This is a genomic window from Hymenobacter sublimis, assembly GCF_023101345.1.
GTDB classification, from domain to species: domain Bacteria; phylum Bacteroidota; class Bacteroidia; order Cytophagales; family Hymenobacteraceae; genus Hymenobacter; species Hymenobacter sublimis.
Map to the genome: position 1 here is coordinate 389,707 of NZ_CP095848.1, position 16,072 is coordinate 405,778.

The following is a 16,072-nucleotide window of genomic DNA, read 5'->3' on the forward strand; positions in this document are numbered from 1 at the left end:
CTTAGTAGCTCATTTGGTTCAGCAGTAGTAATCGAGTTACAGCTTCAGTCCAAGGCGTAACTATGAACTGTGAGCGGTTGAAAACTATGAAACACATAAACTTTCCTGCATACAAGTGTAGCTGTTGGTTATTCTCTACAGCACTACCGCAACTCCTTTTTAAACTCCTCCGCCCAATGGTCGGCTAGGCGGGTGGGCTCCGGGAGTTTATAGCCGCGCAGGCAGGCCAGCGTGAGGCGGGTAGAGGTGGCTTGGTCGCAGCGGTGGCCAGGGCTCACGAAGAGCGGATTCACCTTGTCCTTGGAACGAATTACTTCCCCTAGTAGCTCCCCACCTTTCTCGGTGAGGGGGGTGATGCTACCCTTCGTCAGAGCAGGTTCTTGGTAAGTGCCAGTGAGCCGCTGTTTGGCTACTCCAAACGTGGGAACATCGAGCAGCACACCTAAGTGGGCAGCTATGCCCACGCGGCGCGGATGCGCAATGCCATGACCATCTACCATAATTACGTCGGGCTTCCGTTGGAGCTTGTCGTAGGCTAGTAACAGGTTAGGAGCTTCCCGGAAAGCCAGCAAGCCCGGAATGTAAGGCAACGTAACCGGGCTAGTGTGGTACACTTTCTCTACAATTTCCAGGGTAGGAAACCGCAACACCACAAAAACAGATAATACAGTTTCCGGCGTGGGGAAAGAGGAGTCGCAGCCGGCAATGAGCTGGGGCTCTTGGGGGAGCGGTTGCAGGCGAACCTGGGTGCGCAGCTCATCCTGCTGGCGCGTAAGGTCGCGGACGATAATGGGGTCGGCGGGTGGGCCGGGCGGGCGGTAATAGGCCATCAGGAGAAGGGCAAGGTGAAGATTACTTGTACTAGCCCAGTGCTGGTGGGGTTGTAGGCTGGCCGGTGAGGGGCTACAACCCGCGTGGGCTCGGTACGTTAGTTTACCAACTATTCTTCCCTATTATGTCTAAAGCTGAGCAACCTGCCCACACTGGCAGCGGCCCGTTTTTCGAGCGTCGCTACTGGGTTGATGTGCAGCACCCGCGCCAACCGGCGACCGAGTTGCTGCAACACATCAAGTACCACCTACCCGAATACTCACCCGATTTGCTGGCCGATTTCGAGAAAAAGCAGGGCGCGGCTGGTAATCTGCAAGTAGGCGACGAATTCCGGATCAAGATTCTGGGCCCCTGGAACGGAGAGGTACGCGTGACGGAAATTGGCTCGGATTATTTTGAGTTGACTACCCTGGAAAACCACCCGGAAGCCGGTAAAATCTGCTTTTCGTTGCGACCCCACGAAGGGCTACCCGACACGCTGCGGTTTGAGATTCACTCCCGGGCCCGCTCCCGCGACGGGCTGGTAGCCCTGACCTACGACACGCTGGGCATTGGGCGGAAAGTGCAGCAGCAGACCTGGGAAACATTTTGCCAGCGCGTAGCCGAGCACAGCGGCGGCCTGCAGCTGGTGCCGGTGCAGGTTGAAACCATCAAGCAGGGTAGTGCCGGAACCCACGTCAGCCACGATGCCTAAGCTACCGCCGCATGAGCTGCAGAAAACTCGGCTGGCGGCCTACACCCAGGCGAACTACAACTTTGACTTAACGCGCACGGCCGAGTACACCCCCGAGAATGGTTGGCGCGTGGATGACTACGAAACGGAGCTACCCTTGGAGGCGCCCGGCCCACCCGATGCGCACGGTTCTTGGGCCGCCGCCCGGGAAGTACTGCGCAACTATACCTTTCCGCCGCCCGACCTGATTACCGGCATTTTCCTGCCCGACCAGCCCCTGGAGCAGCGCGTGATGGTGTTGCGGGGGCGGTTTCTGCTGTTCACTTTCTGGTTTGGGGTGCGCATCGGGGGCGTGACCGACGAGGTGCGTACGCTCCCAGACGGGCAGCAGGAACACGTGTGGGGCTATAATTACCGCACCTTAGAAGGACATTTTGAGCGGGGCCAAATCGACTTTACCATTCATAAAAACCTCACCACGGGCCGGGTCCGGTTTCACATCCACGCGTTTTCCCAAACGGGCCGCATTAGTAACCCGTTTTACTGGTTGGGATTCAAGCTGTTTGGGCGACGGCTGCAGCGCAAGTTCTCCACGGAGTCGTTGAAGCGGATGCAGGCGCAGGTGACGGAAATGCTGCGCAAGGGCTGGCGGGCCCCAGCCGCGCAGGCTGGCCCGCCGGTGCAGTCCGTATCTAGTCAGCCCAGCGCCCAGGAGCAGCTTCGCAAGGCCGGAGGGTAACCCGAGCGGCTACAGGCGGCTGTACAGCACAATGCCTACTACCACCAGGCCCATTCCAACCCAACTGATAACTGGCGGCAATGGGGCCCCAAGCAAGGTGACTTCCAGGGTTACAGTAGCCAACAGCTCCACGGTTTGGGTTGCTTCCACGGCTCCAAGGTGGGTGGCGTTGTGGCCTACCAGCGCCAAGGCGTAGTAAAATAGCCCCGTGGCCAGCACGCCCGCTAGCAGCGCCACCACAAAGGTATAACCCCACTGCTGGGGGGTAGGGCCGGGGCCACTCAGGCTGCCCCAGATGCTCAGGAGCGCCCAGAAGGGCAAGCTACCCAGGGTAAGGCCCAGCACCATTTGCGCGGCGGAAATCCGGGCGCCCGTTGTTTCCAAGTACACCAGCACCTTGCGGTTGGCCAAGGGGTAGAGAACAGTAGACAGCACCACCAGCGCAAAGCCCAGTAGCGCCCGGCCCGAGAACCCCTCCACTAGGTTAGGCACCTGCATCAAGAGTACCCCTATCACTACCAGCCCGGCCATCCGCATGGCCGGGAAGTTGAGTGCAGCCCGGTGGTCAGTGTAAATGACGGGCGTAAGTAGCAGGCCTGAAAGCAGCACGAGCTGAAAGGAACCCGCTATCAGCCAGGCCGGGCTAAACTGCGCCGCCACAGCAATGAGGGAGTAGAAGACACCGATACCCACGCTCCCCCAGAGCACCCATATCCGCCAGGAGCCCCGCCAGAACAGCCAGAACGGACCCCACTCCCGGCGCACCAGCAGCCACCCCACCAGCAGCAAGGCCGTGTAAGCGTAGCGGAGCACCGCCGTCCAGACCCACGGACCACCGGTAGTGGCCATGAGGCGGTTAAGCAAGAAGGTAGATGAAAACAGCACCGCTCCCAGCGTTGCCAGTAGCATAGCGCGGTAGGGGAGGGCAGCAGCGGGAGGCGAGGAACTCATACGTGAGAAACGGCTTGCGGCCGCTGCCGCAAGGTAGCGCCCTACGCTTGCTCCGCGGGGCTGCCCCCATGAATCATATCCGAAACGATGCCCCGGTTCTTGGTCAGCTCGGCGTAAACAACTCCCGCTAGGTGGCCGGCGGTAAAAGCCAGCACGAGGTACATCGTGATGTTGTGCACTTCTTCCGTGGTGTGCTCAATCCGGTGGAGGACTTCTACGTCGTCGGCGTACAGCAGCACCAGCCCGGTTACTACCATCACGACCAGCATCAGGTAGAAGGCGAGGTAGGAATATTTCACCAGCAGGGAGTGGCGAGAGTCTTGCAACTCGGGGCCGCGCTGCTGGAAAACGCGGCGCGCTACGGCTAGCTTCACGCCGAAGCGCTGCCCGCCCTTCTGCACCACTTCCACCACTATGCGCAGCACCAGCAACACCGTAAGGGCCACACCTAGCCCAATGTGCCAGTCCCAGATGCGGTGCGACACGATGCGCGTCAGGCCCCGCACCTGCTCCCGCGAAAACGTAACGCCTTCTGCGGCCAGCACCTTCTGAAACTCCGAGCCTACCGTCTTCATCTGCACAATAACGAACAGAAACAGGATGGTGAGCAGCAGGCCACTGACAACGGCGGTGTTGGCCCAATGCCAGAGGCGCAGGCCCAAGGAGTTGCGTTTCGGGCCCGTAGCTAGTGGGGCTTGTTCGGTTTGCGGAGTCATGGAGCAGTAAAAGAGGGCGGATAGTAGGTTCCGTAAGGTAGCGCTTGCCAACAGCTTCTTAAACAATCAGCCCCTGAAACCGTTGTTGCGGTTCGTTCTCGCGTCTTAATCCTCTACAACCAACCCTTCTCTTATGGCAGAAGCAAAAGGCTATGCTGCTCCGGCAGTAAATGCTCCCCTCGTCCCCTTTGATTTTCAGCGCCGCGAGGTTGGCGCCCACGATGTGCGCATCGAAATCCTGTTCTGCGGCGTCTGCCACTCTGATCTGCACCAGGTGCGCGACGAGTGGGGCGGCTCAGTATTCCCCATGGTGCCCGGCCACGAAATTGTGGGCCGCGTGACCGAGGTAGGCGCCCACGTGAAAGGCTTTAAAGCCGGCGACCTGGCCGGCGTAGGCTGTATGGTCAACTCCTGCCAGCACTGCCCCGAGTGCAACCAAGGCCTAGAGCAGTACTGCGACGAAGGCTTCGTGGGTACCTACGGCGCTACTGACCGCGACGGCACGGTAACCTACGGCGGCTACTCCAACAGCATTGTAGTGACGGAAAAATTCGTGCTGCACGTATCCGAAAAGCTGGATTTGGCCCGCGTGGCCCCGTTGCTGTGCGCCGGCATTACCACCTGGTCGCCGCTGCGCCAGTGGAATGCCAAAGCCGGCGACCGGGTAGCGGTAATGGGCCTGGGCGGCCTGGGCCACATGGCCGTAAAATTCGCCGCCGCCATGGGCTGCGAGGTAACCGTGTTCAGCACCTCGCCTAACAAGGAAGCCGATGCCAAAGCCCTGGGCGCCCACAAGTTTGTGGTAACCAAGGATAAGGAGTCGATGAAATCCGTGTCGAATTACTTCGACCTGATCATCAACACCGTATCGGCACCTATGGATTTGGCCCCTTACATCAACACCCTGCGCGTGGATGGCACCATGGTGCTGCTAGGCGTACCGCCAGAAGCGCCTCAACTGCATGCCTTCAACCTCATTGCCAAGCGCCGCCGCATTGCCGGCTCCCTAATTGGTGGCATTCAGGAAACGCAGGAAATGCTGGATTTTTGCGCCGAACACAACGTCATGAGCGACATTGAGCTCATCCGTATGGACTACATCAACGAGGCTTACGAGCGGATGCTTAAGTCCGATGTGAAGTACCGCTTCGTGCTGGATTTGGCGACTATCTAGTTGACATGAGCTAGAATAAAAAAGCCCGGCTGCCATAAGGTAGTCGGGCTTTTTGCTGAAGAATACTCTAGCTAGCTGTCGCAAGGTGGTTTTTCAACGAGAAGAGGCGGCCTAATAGCGTGGCGAGTAAGATTATACTGCTGACTGTGAGCATATTAGAAAGCCAGCTACCCAGTTCATTAAGCGTATAGCCCGCTACAGCGGCCTCAATGCGGCCAGACATATCTACGGCGGTAAAGTCTTGTGGAAAAATGATTTCGGTCTGGTAAGAGTCATTAAACTCGATAGGAGCGTAGTGCCATTTGCCACTGTGTTGGTAAGCTACTTCCAAACCATTTTGACTTTCTGTTTCCAGAACTATTTCCTTGTCAGAAGTTAACAAATACTCTATCCAATCTACCTGCCATGTTCCTTTAGGGTATTGCCGAAGGAAATACAGCTTGTTCATGTGGTACTCCGGGTTTTTGATTATAACCGAACCAGGCGTAGAAGCCGCTGTACCCGGTGAGCTTAACAGAAGCTTAATTCCGGTTAGCGGTATGGCCAGTACGATAAGGGTAAGAATAACAGGCCACTTGACCAATAGCCTACGCGGCCTCAAAAGCAATGTGGCTAGTAGGCCCACGATGAGAAAGTCTGCAGCAATAATCAGAATAGCTAGAGGCGAGTTTAGCTGATACAGCATAAGCAATAATAGGTTTAACAGGTATCATCAACGTCCTATTCCTTTTCCACCGGATACCGGAACGTGCCTTCCAAGGTCAGGCGCTTGCCGCCGCGGCCCGACTCGCAGACCTGGCAGCGGTAAGTGCCCATCAGCCAGTGGCGAGCCGCATTGACGCCGGTAATCGTTACGGAACCGGGGTTGTCGGGGCAGGATTTGGAGTAGGCGGCGGTACTGCCGTAGCGGTAGGAGGCGTCGCGGTTGCGGCCACTCAGGATTTCCTGGAAGCTGTAGGTGCCCGCCTGAATCGGGAACCGGTCGATAATGATGGTCAGGCCTTCTCCATCGGGGTCATCAGCCCGCACAATGTTGAGACGCAGGGCCCGGTCGGCGCCCAAGTAAAAGCGGGAGCTAATAGTGTCCGTTTGTACTGACTGCCCGTTGATGCGCAGGGTAAGTAGGCGGGCCGAGTCGGGGGTAAGGCGACCGGGCTTGGGAGCTAGCCCCAGCAGCGGAAGTAGCAGAAGAAGTAGGGAGCGGTTCATTGGGCCACGAAAAGGCAAGAATCAGCCCAGAAGATACTGAAAAAAGGCGTTGGGTAGCAATTAGCTGTCCAGCCTTGGCTAACCGCCGTTGGTCTGAATCTTTCCATATCCTACCAACCTGTAAACGCAACCCGCCGGTCATTCTCCCTTCATCAGGATGATCGGCGGGTTGAGTTTAGTGGTAGCTCACGGCCGCTACCTGTTCTGCGTCAGGCCTAAACTGGTTTACTCCGGCCGGCCGGGGTACTGCTGCAGGGCTACCTCCAAGCAGTCCATGGCTTGGTTGATGACGTGCTGATTTACCACATAGGCTAGGCGCATCTGCTGACGGCCTAGGTGGGCAGAAGCGTAGAAACCTGCCGCCGGCGACACCATTAGGGTTTGTCCTTGGTACTGAAACTCCTCCAGTAGCCACTGAGCAAAGCGCTCGGCATCATCAACGGGGAGATGGCAGAGAACGTAAAATGCGCCGCGGGGTAGGGGGCACTGCACGCCCGGCATGGCCCGCAGGCGGCGTACCATTAGGTCGCGGCGGGCCTGGTATTCGGCTTTGGTGTAGTCGAAATAGTCCTCGGGTAAGTCGGCAGCGGCTTCGGCCAGCAGCTGGCCCAGGCCCGGCGGACAAACCCGCAGTTGAGCCAGCTTGAAAATAACGTCGCGCAGAGCCTTGTTCTTCGTGACCAAGGAGCCGATACGGGCCCCGCAGGCGCTGTAGCGCTTCGAAATCGTGTCGAGGAGTACGATGTGGTTATCAGCACCTTGCAGGTGTAGGGCGCTGGTGTACGCGTCGTCGTAGCAAAACTCCCGGTAGGCTTCGTCGGAAAGCAGGTAGAGGTTATGGCGTACGCACAGGTCCTTGAGCTGCTCCATTTCCTGGCGGCTGTACACGTAGCCGGTCGGGTTGTTGGGGCTGCAGATGAGGATGGCCTTGGTACGGGGCGTAATTTTCTGCTCAAATTCAGCAATGGGGGGCAAGGCAAAATCTTGCTCCAGGTGCGCGGCAACCGGCACTACGTGCGTACCCGTGGAAATGGCAAAAGCCTGATACGGCCCGTAAAATGGCTCGGGCACGATGAACTCGTCGCCGGGGTTTAGGCAGGCTAGCAGGGCAAAGGAAATGGATTCGCTGCCCCCAGTAGTAACCAATATATCGTCGGCGGCTACGGGTAGGCCCAGGCGCTGGTAATACTCGGCCAGCTTTTGGCGGTAGCTGAGGTTGCCGGCCGTGGGGCCGTATTCCAGCACCCGAATATCAGCCTGCTGCACGGCTGCCAGCATGGCCGGGGGCGTCTCGATATCGGGCTGACCGATGTTGAGCGGATGCACCGTGATGCCGCGCTGCCGGGCCGCGTCGGCGTAAGGAGTGAGTCGGCGGTAAGGAGAGGGGGGCAGAGCCAGCCCACGCTGCGAAATCTGAAGCATGGGCTTAAAGATAAGCCTCCGGGCTAGAAGCCCCACTTATTTGCAAGTTCTCGACAGCCTAGTAGCTCCTCATAACCAAGCAAAAAGTGTCATTTTCAGGCAGTTGAAAACGAAAAATTGCAGGGTGCTGCGGGGCCAATGACAGGTAAGCAGCCTTCCGCGGGTGCCACGGGCCAAACTCCGTGGCCTGCTAGCCGGTTATGCTGCCATGACTGCATCCGCTGCTAATCTGCCGGAAGTGTGGCTGCGTGGCCCGCTGCCCGATGTACCGCCCTTGCTCCAGCCCGTAGCCCACGCCCTGCTGCAGGCCCGCGAGGAACTCCAGGCCATCCTCCTCGATTTTCCCGACCAGCTGCTGTCGGTCCAGCCGGCTGGGGTAGCGTCGGTAGGGTTTCACCTGCGCCATTTGGCCGGCGTGCTCGACCGGATGCAGACCTACGCCCGCCACCAGCCGCTTACGGAAGCCCAGTTCACGTTTCTCGCCGCGGAAAAAGAAGGCTCCGTACCGCCAGAAAGCACCCAGGATTTGCTCCAGGCGTTTTCTCGGCAAGTAGAAGTTATGCTGGCTACCCTGCGCGCTACCTCTGAGAGCACGCTGCTGGAGTTCCGGCCGGTGGGGCGGGCCGGGCTGCCCAGCACCGTAATCGGGCTGCTGGTGCACGCTGCGGAGCACACCACCCGCCACACGGGCCAGCTGCTGGTAACGGTCCAGGTGGTACGGACTGGGGTAGGAGTAGGGTAAAAAGAAGCCGCTTATTCAGTTATGCTACTCTGAAGCGGCTTGATCATTGGATAATTTCTGGGTAGGTTGCAGTAGTACGCGTTGCCCCATCCTCAGTTGTCCGCTATGATTACTCCGCTTTCATCCCCCGATTTTCTAGAGCTGCACTACCGCGATGATTTATTGATTTTGCTGGGCCGCTGGACCCGACCTATTACCCTGGAGGAGTCAAGGAAGGGGTACACCCGTATGCTAGAAGCGGCGCGCCAGCACCACGCCCGGTTCTGGCTGCTGGATATCCGGCGGCGTCCGCGGGTAGATTCTGCCAATGTGGAGTGGCTGGTAGGTAGCTACTACCCGGAGTTGCCTTTGGCGCTAGGTGGCACGGTGTACCTGGCTTACCTGCTGGCCCCAGACCTGAAGCGCGAGCTGGCAGCGAGCGGGCTAGTTCCGGCCGATGAAGCGTACGAAGGTCAATCCTTCCAGATGGGAAAATTCACGGCCGAGCAGGAAGCTACTGCGTGGCTACAAGCGAAGCAAGTAGCTGAAAAGCAACTCTAAACCCGGACTCCACCATAACCCCTGGGGCCTTCCTGGCGTTGGGTAGAGCTCAATCCTTTACCACTGCTATGGAAAATAAACCAACCACCCTGCCCCCGCAAGCGCAAGATCAGCAACCGGGAATTGAACAGGAAATGACACCCCAGCCGGAATACATCCGGGCTAATTACAAGGGTAGCGAGAAGCTGCAAGGCAAAGTAGCCCTGATTACGGGCGGCGACTCCGGTATTGGTCGGGCCGTGTCCGTGCACTTTGCCCGCGAAGGTGCTGATGTGGCCTTTACCTATCTTCCCGAGGAAGAGCAGGATGCCTACGAAACCCGCCAACTGGTGGAAGCCGAAGGCCGCCGTTGCCTGACGCTGCCCGGCGACCTGCGCGACCCGCAGTTCTGCCAGTCCATCGTGGACCAGACGGTGCAGGAGCTGGGCCAGCTCAACATCCTGGTGAACAATGCCGCCGAACAGTTCGTGAACCAGGATGTGGCCGACATACCGGACGAGCAGTGGCTGGACACGTTCCAGGTTAACTTCTTCTCCTTTGTGCGCGTGACCAAAGCTGCGCTGGCTCATCTGAAAGAGGGCGACTCCATCATCAACACGTCCTCTATCAACGCCTACCGTGGCAACCAGCAGCTCGTGGATTATACCTCGACCAAGGGCGCCATTACGGCCTATACCCGCTCCATTGCCCAGCAGCTAGCCGAGAAGAAAATCCGGGTTAACTCGGTGGCGCCCGGCCCCATCTGGACGCCGCTCATCCCGGCCTCTTTCCCCGCCGAAAAGGTCGCCTCCTTCGGCAAGGATACCACCATGAAGCGCCCCGGCCAGCCCTCCGAGGTAGCGCCCGCCTACGTGTTTCTGGCCTCCGAAGACGCCTCCTATATCACGGGCCAGGCCATTCACCCGAATGGGGGCGAGGTGCTCAATACCTAATATTGGGTAAGGCGTATCGCATAAAAAAGGGCACCCGAAACCGGGTGCCCTTTTTTATTAGTATAGACTATTACAGGCCTAAGTCGTGCGAACAGGTAGAGCATTTGCGTGGCAGAATGCTCTGCACGACAATCGTTGAGCTACCTGATAACAACTCCTAGTACATGGCATCAATGCCCGTCTTGTCGCCGGCCGAGAGGCCCGTGCGCTGGATGTTAAACGTGGAGCCGTCTTTTTTCGTGATGGTGGGCTGCCCGTTCGAGGAGAACGAGAAGGAACCGTACATCATAATGGAGCCGAAGTCGAGCATGCCGTAATCGGTGCCGCCGTAGCCCAGCGCCGAGTACTTCGAGAAGTTGCTCTCGTAGCCCGACTGAATATTTTGGGTGAGGATGTTTACGTAGGTATCCCGGTCGTTGCGGGTCTGCTCATGGAACAGGCCTAGGGCGTGGCCAATTTCGTGGATGTTGTTACCCGTAGTGCAGCCCGAGGCCAGGTTGATGTACTGGCGCCCGCCTACCATTCCAATGTTGGAAGAGCAGCCCGAACCTACCCGGAAGGTAACGTAGTTGGCCTGGGTGGTGCGCTTCACAAAGCGAATAGGCGTGTTGGCCTGCCAGTGGGCAATAGCGTCGGTTACGCGGGCCTGGTTGGGAAGGGCGGCGTCAATGGTGTAGTACACAACCGCCGAGGGCCACCGGCCTGAGGTGCGACCAGCACTTTCCGGCCGGGCCGTTCCGGTGGACTTTGCCACTTGGTCGGCCGTCAGAATAATGTCGCCTTCGTAAATCAATTCGCCGTTAATGCTGCGGTATTCAATAGGCTGGCCGCCGAGGTAGCCCGCCTGGCTTTCGCCGGTCTGGCCGGGGTAGGCCTGCTCTACTTTTGCGTCTTGCTGGTGGCTAGCGACTGGCTGTACAGCCGCCGACTCCTGGTCTTTGCTGCAGCTAAAAACCGAAAAAGTGCCTAGAGTAGCCAAGAAAGCCAAGCGAGAGAAACGGGGTGCGCGCATGCAAATTGGGTTTTGGTTGTGGTAGAAGGGACATCAAGAAAGTCAAATACTTTCTTCCATAATGCGAGCAAAGTAGTATCAATAATTCAAAACTATACCACAACAGATGTATTATTTTTATTAAAAGTGCTTATATATTATAAGTTTAATAAACTGCCCAGACGAGTAAAGCTATTTTTATTTGCCTCTTTGATGGGTTCAGAAGGCAGATAGTGGACTAGGTCAATAGCAAAAAAGGCAGCCGTTCCTACCAGGAACGGCTGCCTTTTTTGGTGGCATAAAGCAAGGGGCAGGCACTACAGCGCTACTCCCGAAACAGCTTCATATCGGCCCAGAACGTGCCAAACGGTACCAGCGAAAGGGCTAGGGCCAACAGGGCCTTCCGCCACGACCAGCTCCGCTCCAGGCTCACCTGTAGCACCAGCAGCACGTAGGCCACAAAAAGCACCCCGTGGGCCATGCCCACGATGCGCACTGCCGCCGGCTGCCCGAAAAAGTATTTCAGCGGCATAGCAATGCCCAGCAGCACCAGGAAGGAAACTCCCTCTAGGAAACCCACCGCGCGTAAGCGGCCTAACGAAGTGCGTAGCAACGAAGAAAGCATAGGATGAACCATCAATGAAGTGGCAAGTTACGCTGCGGTCGGCTAAGGCAATAGTGGCACTGCCTAGGGAGGCGGGTAACGCAGCTGTTCGGCAGCCAACGGCTACTGCACAAACAAAAAGGAAGCCCTGACGAGCTTCCCTTTTGTTTGTGCAGTAACCCCGAAAAGCTACTTATTCAGCAATATGCGCAAAGTTTGCACTTTGCCGTCGAGTAGCAGCTTGCTGATGTAGAGGCCCGACGTGAGGTTGGTGCCATCTACCGTAAACTCGTACACCTGGCCGCGCTGAGCGGTGGCGTTGTAGTACGTTTTCACTAGTTGGCCAAGCGGGTTGTAGAGCTGCAGCTGGGCCGGAGCCGTGCTGCCGGCCCGGAAGCGAATGACAGTGCGTTCGGTGAAGGGGTTGGGGTAAGCCTCGAACACCGGCTCCAGGGTAGTGGTAGGTTCGGACGCCTCGGCCAGTTGAGCCGAAGAAGTGTTCGTAGCCGTTAGCGAAGCGGTTGTGCAGTCGCCAAGCTGGTCGCCGTGGGCAAGGTGTACCGCTACGGCATTGTCGGAAAGGCAGAGGGCCTTGCCGTTGTGGCACACGCTCACCATATCGTTCTTGTTGCCGCAGCGGGCATCCACTACGCGCAGGGTTATGCTCTTGGTGGCCGTGCAGCCGGAAGCAGAAGTCACGGTGACCGTATACGTGAACGTACCAGCCGTTTGGGCCGTGAACACGGGGTTAGCACTAGCCGCATTGCTGAGGCCAGCCGCTGGGCTCCAGCTGTAGCTGTCGCCGCCCGATGCGGCAAGCGTTGCGCTTTGCGGTCCGTAACCCAAGTATAGGGTAGAAGCCACGCCGCCGGTGTACACTTTGGAAGCCGGAATGATGGCAATAGCGGGTGTTGGTACCGTGCCGGTAACCGTTACGGTAGTCGTGTGGCTAGCGATGTTGCCGTGCGTATCAGTCACGGTCAGGGTTACGGTGTTGGCTCCTATGTTCTCGCAGCTAAACGCCGTTTGGCTTAGCACCATCGACGCAATGCCACAGGCATCGGAGCTGCCGTTGTTCACCTGGTCGGCCGTGATGGTGGCAGAGCCGGCGTTGAGGGCTACCGTTAAGTTTTGCGTCTGTACAATGGGGGCTTGCTTGTCTTCTACGGTCACCACAAATGTCTTGGTGTCAGTACCGCAGGGGTTCGTGACGCTAGCCGTAACGGTGGTTGTCCCTACCGGAAAGAAGTAGGGCGAGGTAATAGGAGTAGCAACGCCATCCTTCACAATAGAATAGGTAATGGGAGCCGCCGGAACGCCGGTAGCCGTTGCGGCAAACGCCACCGAAGCACCACATTCTGTAGCGCTGGTTTGCACCGTAGCCAGGGTGGGCACAGTCAGCTCCGGGTCGGTGCAGGCCACGCCGGTTTTCACGGCCCGGTACGAGGTGCCCACGCGTATGCCATCAACTACCAGCACCGGCGAAGCCGAGCCCTGGCGCAAAGCCACTGAACCGATGTTGTCGTTGGGGGCAGCGGGAGTGGTGCCGGTTTCAGTGGAGCTGGCCGAGGCCGTAGCTGGCTCCGCGAGGGTAGTGGTAGGGTTGAGGAACAGCTGACTGACGCTGCCGGTCTCATCAAACGAGTACTTCACCACCACCAAGTGGGTCGTGTTTAGCTCGTATTCTCCCGGGGCGTAGGTAGCGGCGCCGGAGCCACTAATACCAAATTGCAGCTTGCCCGTCGCTGTTTTGCGCACAAACACGCGGCTGCGGAACGTGGTACCAATAACTTTCGGGCCCAAGTGGAAGAAGTAGTCGCCGGCAGCGGAAACGTTGGAGACGTTCACCAGGAAGGAGGCGTACACCGGCGTGCGGCCATATACGGGCTCGAAGGAACGGTTTACGTCTTCGCCGCTGGCGGTCAGGGCTGCGGCCTTACCAGTTCCGGTGCTGTAGTTGGGGTAGGAAAGGCCACTTGCCGTTACTGCCACCGGCTTGGAACCCGCGCCACTGTGGGCCGACCAGTAGTTGGCGGTCAGCAAAGACGCAGACGTGTACTCGAAGTTTTCTTCCAGCAACAGGGCTACCGGAACTGCAGGCGTGGTTTGGGTGAGAGTGCCGGGCGTGGTTGTCAGGTAGTTCTCGGCGTAGGGCGTGCCGTTGTCGTTGAAGGCGAAAACGGTGAAATAGTATGGCGTATTCGGCCGCAAATTCGTGACCGTAACGTTAGTGCCGGTGCCATTATACACCACATAATTGCCCTTGCCTAGCTGCTTGCCGGCGCCAAACGCGGCGTCAGCGGCGTAGGTAATGGCATCAACGGGCTCGGCATCAACGGCGCTGCCCAGGCGGGCTACTACCAGGCGCTTGGTGGCATTGTCGCCCGCTAGGGTTAGTTGCAGCGAGGTAGTGGTTACTTGGCTGGCAGTAAGCGTGCCGGCAACGGTGGGCTCGGGAGCCAACGGCACCGTAACCGTTGTAAAGGAAAGCTCCTCGCCGTAGGCAGTACCGGCCGCGTTGGTGGCATAGGCCCGCACGAAATAAGTAGTGCCGGGCAGCAGGTTGCTGATGGTGCTCGTGAAAGCCTCAGTGCCGGCGCCATCCTCGGTTTTGGTGATGCCCAGCACGGGGTTGGCCGTTTTCGACCACACTACGCCGCGGGCCGTAATGGCGCTACCACCATCAGAAACCACGCTACCGCCGGTTGTGGCGCTGGTAGGCGTAAGGCCAGATACTGCCGTCGTGCTCAGGGTAACGGGGTAGGCAGCTACTCTGCCCGTCCCGGAAACCGTTACGGCTTGCTCCGGTAGGCCAGCGGTAGCAACCGGAATAGACGCCTGCGCCGCCTGAGTAGTGGTAGGGGCAAACCGAACGTCGATGGTAGTGCTGGGCACGGTGCCGCCCACCGGCTCCAGCACAATGGCACAGCAGGCAAACGGGCTGTTACCGGTCCGGATTTCAAAGCCTGTCGGGGGCGTAATGGTGAGGCTGCTGGTTAGGTTGCTGCCACTCACGGTGAAGCTTTTCGGCTGGCTACCCGCGCCAACTTCCACGGCGCCAAATGCAGGTAGGCTGGACTGCGAAACTTGTACACCCGGCGGAACCACCGGCGCCGCTACCGTCACGGCAACGGGTGCACTAACGCTGCTTACCGTGCCGCAGGAGGTAATAACGGTAGCCCGTGCCACCACAAAGTAGCTTCCGGCGCTCGGGAAGTCACTGCCTTTCAGCTGATACGTGGCTGAGGCTGCGCCCCCAATGCTAGTATAGGGCCCAGTGTCGCTGGTGCCGTACTGCCAGGTGAACGTAGCGCCAGCGACCCCCGAAGCGGTAAGCGTGGCCCCCGTGCCGTTAACTGGCAGCGTCTGAACGGAAGCGGGAAAAACGGTAACGGGGCTGGCTTCCGGCGTCAAGCTAACGCTCAGGTTAGCGCCATTATCGGAGCCGAAGGTAGCCGGCGCATCGTTCAGCACCCGCAAGCGGTAGCCGCTACCGCTAGGCGTACCGGCCGGAATTACAGCCGAAATTGGCGAGCTAGTGCCCGTCCCGATGATGCCTGTAGAGGTGCTGGCCGCGAAAACGCCGTTGGCATCAGAAAGCTGCACTTTGTAGCTGCCAGTGTAAGTGCCGCTGCTGGTATAGGCCACAGGAAAAGCAGTGCTACCCGCCGTGCTCGTCACGCAGAAAGCGGCGCTGGGCACGCTGCCAGTGGTAATAGTTGCGGCTGGCGCTGGGTTAGCGGTGCCCGAGAGGGTAGGAGTAAGGCTCAGGTTGTCGAGGCCCAAGGCTTGGGCGTTGCCACTGCCCAGGGTGCCCACGTACGACCAGCGTAGGTAGGTAGTCGCCCCGTTGGCTAGGTTCAGGTCGCTCAGGACTGTGCTCTTGGATGTGCTGCTCGGCGGATTGACAACCGCATTGGCGCCATCGGAGCCGTAGGTTACCGTCAGGCTGGTTTGAGGAGTCCAGGTAGCACCATCGGGGCTGGTGTAAAACTGCCACTCGAAGGGGTTAGTACCAGTGCGGTACTTCTCCACATCATAGGCCACGGCCAGCTCCGTAATGGTAGCGCCCGTGTTGTTGCGCACGGCCAGCAGCAAGTGGCGCGGCGCTAAGTAGCTACCGGAAGACAGGAAACCCAAGGCCCGGTCGGTGGCCGTAGCCGTGGTGCCGTTGCCAAAATTGTAGGCCGCGCCGGCAGAGTTGCTAGCCAGGGCGCCGGGGGCTACAGTGCCGCTGGCCCGGGTAGTAACGGCCACATTGGCCGCGTTGAAGTAGTTGATGTTCGTTGTGCCGGCCGCCAGCACAAAGCCTGCCGGAACGGCACCCGCGGCGTTGCCCTGGCCGTCAAAGGTTTCGGTAACCGGTGTGGCGTTGGTTAGAATGAGTTGCGCCTGCGCGGTGGTAGCAGTGGTTAGGAGTCCTGCTGTTGCTAGGCCTGTCAGAAGCCCAGTCATCAGCTTTCTTACCCGCCCGGCAACGTGGTGCTTAGAAATGTAATTCATATAGTGACGGAAACGCCGCAAAATCAATGAGAAAGTAGGACTGAA

General features: G+C 58.7%; 15 protein-coding genes. 6 read left to right on the forward strand and 9 right to left on the reverse strand.

Annotated features, from left to right (window positions below; all coding sequences use genetic code 11):
* Positions 1–143 precede the first annotated feature (143 nt).
* On the reverse strand, positions 144–830 hold the full coding sequence (nfi, locus tag MWH26_RS01735; protein WP_247975795.1) for a deoxyribonuclease V: 687 nt from the start codon (positions 828–830) through the stop codon (positions 144–146).
* Between the two features lie 125 nt (positions 831–955).
* Between nfi and MWH26_RS01740 the strand changes: the two genes are divergently transcribed.
* Positions 956–1,525 carry a peptidylprolyl isomerase gene (locus tag MWH26_RS01740; protein WP_247975796.1) on the forward strand — a complete coding sequence of 190 codons (570 nt, stop codon included), beginning with the start codon at positions 956–958 and terminating at the stop codon, positions 1,523–1,525.
* Complete coding sequence (locus tag MWH26_RS01745; RefSeq protein WP_247975797.1) at positions 1,518–2,243, forward strand: DUF1990 domain-containing protein; 726 nt, start codon at positions 1,518–1,520, stop codon at positions 2,241–2,243. The genes MWH26_RS01740 and MWH26_RS01745 overlap by 8 nt, the downstream gene beginning before the upstream one ends.
* Before the next feature lie 9 nt (positions 2,244–2,252).
* On the opposite strand, the gene MWH26_RS01750 is transcribed toward MWH26_RS01745, so the two are convergent.
* Positions 2,253–3,194, reverse strand: a complete 942-nt coding sequence (locus MWH26_RS01750) for a multidrug resistance efflux transporter family protein (RefSeq protein WP_247975798.1) — start codon at positions 3,192–3,194, stop codon at positions 2,253–2,255.
* 41 nt (positions 3,195–3,235) lie between these two features.
* On the reverse strand, positions 3,236–3,910 hold the full coding sequence (locus MWH26_RS01755) for a cytochrome b/b6 domain-containing protein (RefSeq protein WP_247975799.1): 675 nt from the start codon (positions 3,908–3,910) through the stop codon (positions 3,236–3,238).
* Positions 3,911–4,043: 133 nt separating this feature from the next.
* Here MWH26_RS01755 and MWH26_RS01760 point away from each other — a divergent pair, with 133 nt between their 5' ends.
* Positions 4,044–5,084: an NAD(P)-dependent alcohol dehydrogenase gene (locus MWH26_RS01760; RefSeq protein ID WP_247975800.1), complete on the forward strand. Its 1,041-nt coding sequence runs from the start codon at positions 4,044–4,046 to the stop codon at positions 5,082–5,084.
* A 67-nt stretch (positions 5,085–5,151) separates the two neighbouring features.
* On the opposite strand, the gene MWH26_RS01765 is transcribed toward MWH26_RS01760, so the two are convergent.
* The 3 genes from MWH26_RS01765 to MWH26_RS01775 all read right to left on the reverse strand — a co-directional run bounded on the left by MWH26_RS01765 (position 5,152) and on the right by MWH26_RS01775 (position 7,715).
* Positions 5,152–5,769, reverse strand: a complete 618-nt coding sequence (locus MWH26_RS01765; RefSeq protein ID WP_247975801.1) for a hypothetical protein — start codon at positions 5,767–5,769, stop codon at positions 5,152–5,154.
* A gap of 35 nt (positions 5,770–5,804) precedes the next feature.
* Positions 5,805–6,293, reverse strand: coding sequence for a hypothetical protein (locus MWH26_RS01770; RefSeq protein ID WP_247975802.1), 489 nt, complete (start codon positions 6,291–6,293; stop codon positions 5,805–5,807).
* A 225-nt stretch (positions 6,294–6,518) separates the two neighbouring features.
* A complete protein-coding gene (locus MWH26_RS01775) occupies positions 6,519–7,715 on the reverse strand; it encodes a pyridoxal phosphate-dependent aminotransferase (protein WP_247975803.1) in 1,197 nt (398 codons plus the stop codon).
* Positions 7,716–7,923: 208 nt separating this feature from the next.
* On the opposite strand from MWH26_RS01775, the gene MWH26_RS01780 reads away from it, so the two are divergent.
* The 3 genes from MWH26_RS01780 (at position 7,924) to MWH26_RS01790 (ending at position 9,929) form a co-directional block, all read left to right on the forward strand.
* A complete protein-coding gene (locus MWH26_RS01780) occupies positions 7,924–8,457 on the forward strand; it encodes a DinB family protein (RefSeq protein WP_247975804.1) in 534 nt (177 codons plus the stop codon).
* Between the two features lie 105 nt (positions 8,458–8,562).
* Complete coding sequence (locus MWH26_RS01785; protein WP_247975805.1) at positions 8,563–8,997, forward strand: hypothetical protein; 435 nt, start codon at positions 8,563–8,565, stop codon at positions 8,995–8,997.
* 68 nt (positions 8,998–9,065) lie between these two features.
* The gene (locus MWH26_RS01790) at positions 9,066–9,929 is read left to right on the forward strand and encodes an SDR family oxidoreductase (protein WP_247975806.1); all 864 of its coding nucleotides are present in this window, start codon (positions 9,066–9,068) and stop codon (positions 9,927–9,929) included.
* A 157-nt stretch (positions 9,930–10,086) separates the two neighbouring features.
* On the opposite strand, the gene MWH26_RS01795 is transcribed toward MWH26_RS01790, so the two are convergent.
* From MWH26_RS01795 to MWH26_RS01805, 3 genes are all read right to left on the reverse strand, one after another.
* Positions 10,087–10,941: a M12 family metallopeptidase gene (locus tag MWH26_RS01795; RefSeq protein WP_247975807.1), complete on the reverse strand. Its 855-nt coding sequence runs from the start codon at positions 10,939–10,941 to the stop codon at positions 10,087–10,089.
* Between the two features lie 304 nt (positions 10,942–11,245).
* Positions 11,246–11,545, reverse strand: coding sequence for a DUF3817 domain-containing protein (locus MWH26_RS01800; protein WP_244694878.1), 300 nt, complete (start codon positions 11,543–11,545; stop codon positions 11,246–11,248).
* 168 nt (positions 11,546–11,713) lie between these two features.
* Positions 11,714–16,027, reverse strand: coding sequence for a T9SS type A sorting domain-containing protein (locus MWH26_RS01805; protein ID WP_247975808.1), 4,314 nt, complete (start codon positions 16,025–16,027; stop codon positions 11,714–11,716).
* Positions 16,028–16,072: the final 45 nt, after the last annotated feature.

Bases quoted from the DNA above. Each gene is read 5' to 3' on its own strand.
- MWH26_RS01800 (WP_244694878.1), bottom strand. From the start codon at position 11,545: ATGCTTTCTTCGTTGCTACGCACTTCGTTAGGCCGCTTACGCGCGGTG.
- MWH26_RS01775 (WP_247975803.1), bottom strand. From the start codon at position 7,715: ATGCTTCAGATTTCGCAGCGTGGGCTGGCTCTGCCCCCCTCTCCTTAC.
- MWH26_RS01745 (WP_247975797.1), top strand. From the start codon at position 1,518: ATGCCTAAGCTACCGCCGCATGAGCTGCAGAAAACTCGGCTGGCGGCC.
- MWH26_RS01805 (WP_247975808.1), bottom strand. From the start codon at position 16,027: ATGAATTACATTTCTAAGCACCACGTTGCCGGGCGGGTAAGAAAGCTG.
- MWH26_RS01785 (WP_247975805.1), top strand. From the start codon at position 8,563: ATGATTACTCCGCTTTCATCCCCCGATTTTCTAGAGCTGCACTACCGC.
- MWH26_RS01740 (WP_247975796.1), top strand. From the start codon at position 956: ATGTCTAAAGCTGAGCAACCTGCCCACACTGGCAGCGGCCCGTTTTTC.
- MWH26_RS01780 (WP_247975804.1), top strand. From the start codon at position 7,924: ATGACTGCATCCGCTGCTAATCTGCCGGAAGTGTGGCTGCGTGGCCCG.
- MWH26_RS01790 (WP_247975806.1), top strand. From the start codon at position 9,066: ATGGAAAATAAACCAACCACCCTGCCCCCGCAAGCGCAAGATCAGCAA.
- nfi (WP_247975795.1), bottom strand. From the start codon at position 830: ATGGCCTATTACCGCCCGCCCGGCCCACCCGCCGACCCCATTATCGTC.
- MWH26_RS01750 (WP_247975798.1), bottom strand. From the start codon at position 3,194: ATGAGTTCCTCGCCTCCCGCTGCTGCCCTCCCCTACCGCGCTATGCTA.
- MWH26_RS01795 (WP_247975807.1), bottom strand. From the start codon at position 10,941: ATGCGCGCACCCCGTTTCTCTCGCTTGGCTTTCTTGGCTACTCTAGGC.
- MWH26_RS01760 (WP_247975800.1), top strand. From the start codon at position 4,044: ATGGCAGAAGCAAAAGGCTATGCTGCTCCGGCAGTAAATGCTCCCCTC.
- MWH26_RS01755 (WP_247975799.1), bottom strand. From the start codon at position 3,910: ATGACTCCGCAAACCGAACAAGCCCCACTAGCTACGGGCCCGAAACGC.
- MWH26_RS01770 (WP_247975802.1), bottom strand. From the start codon at position 6,293: ATGAACCGCTCCCTACTTCTTCTGCTACTTCCGCTGCTGGGGCTAGCT.
- MWH26_RS01765 (WP_247975801.1), bottom strand. From the start codon at position 5,769: ATGCTGTATCAGCTAAACTCGCCTCTAGCTATTCTGATTATTGCTGCA.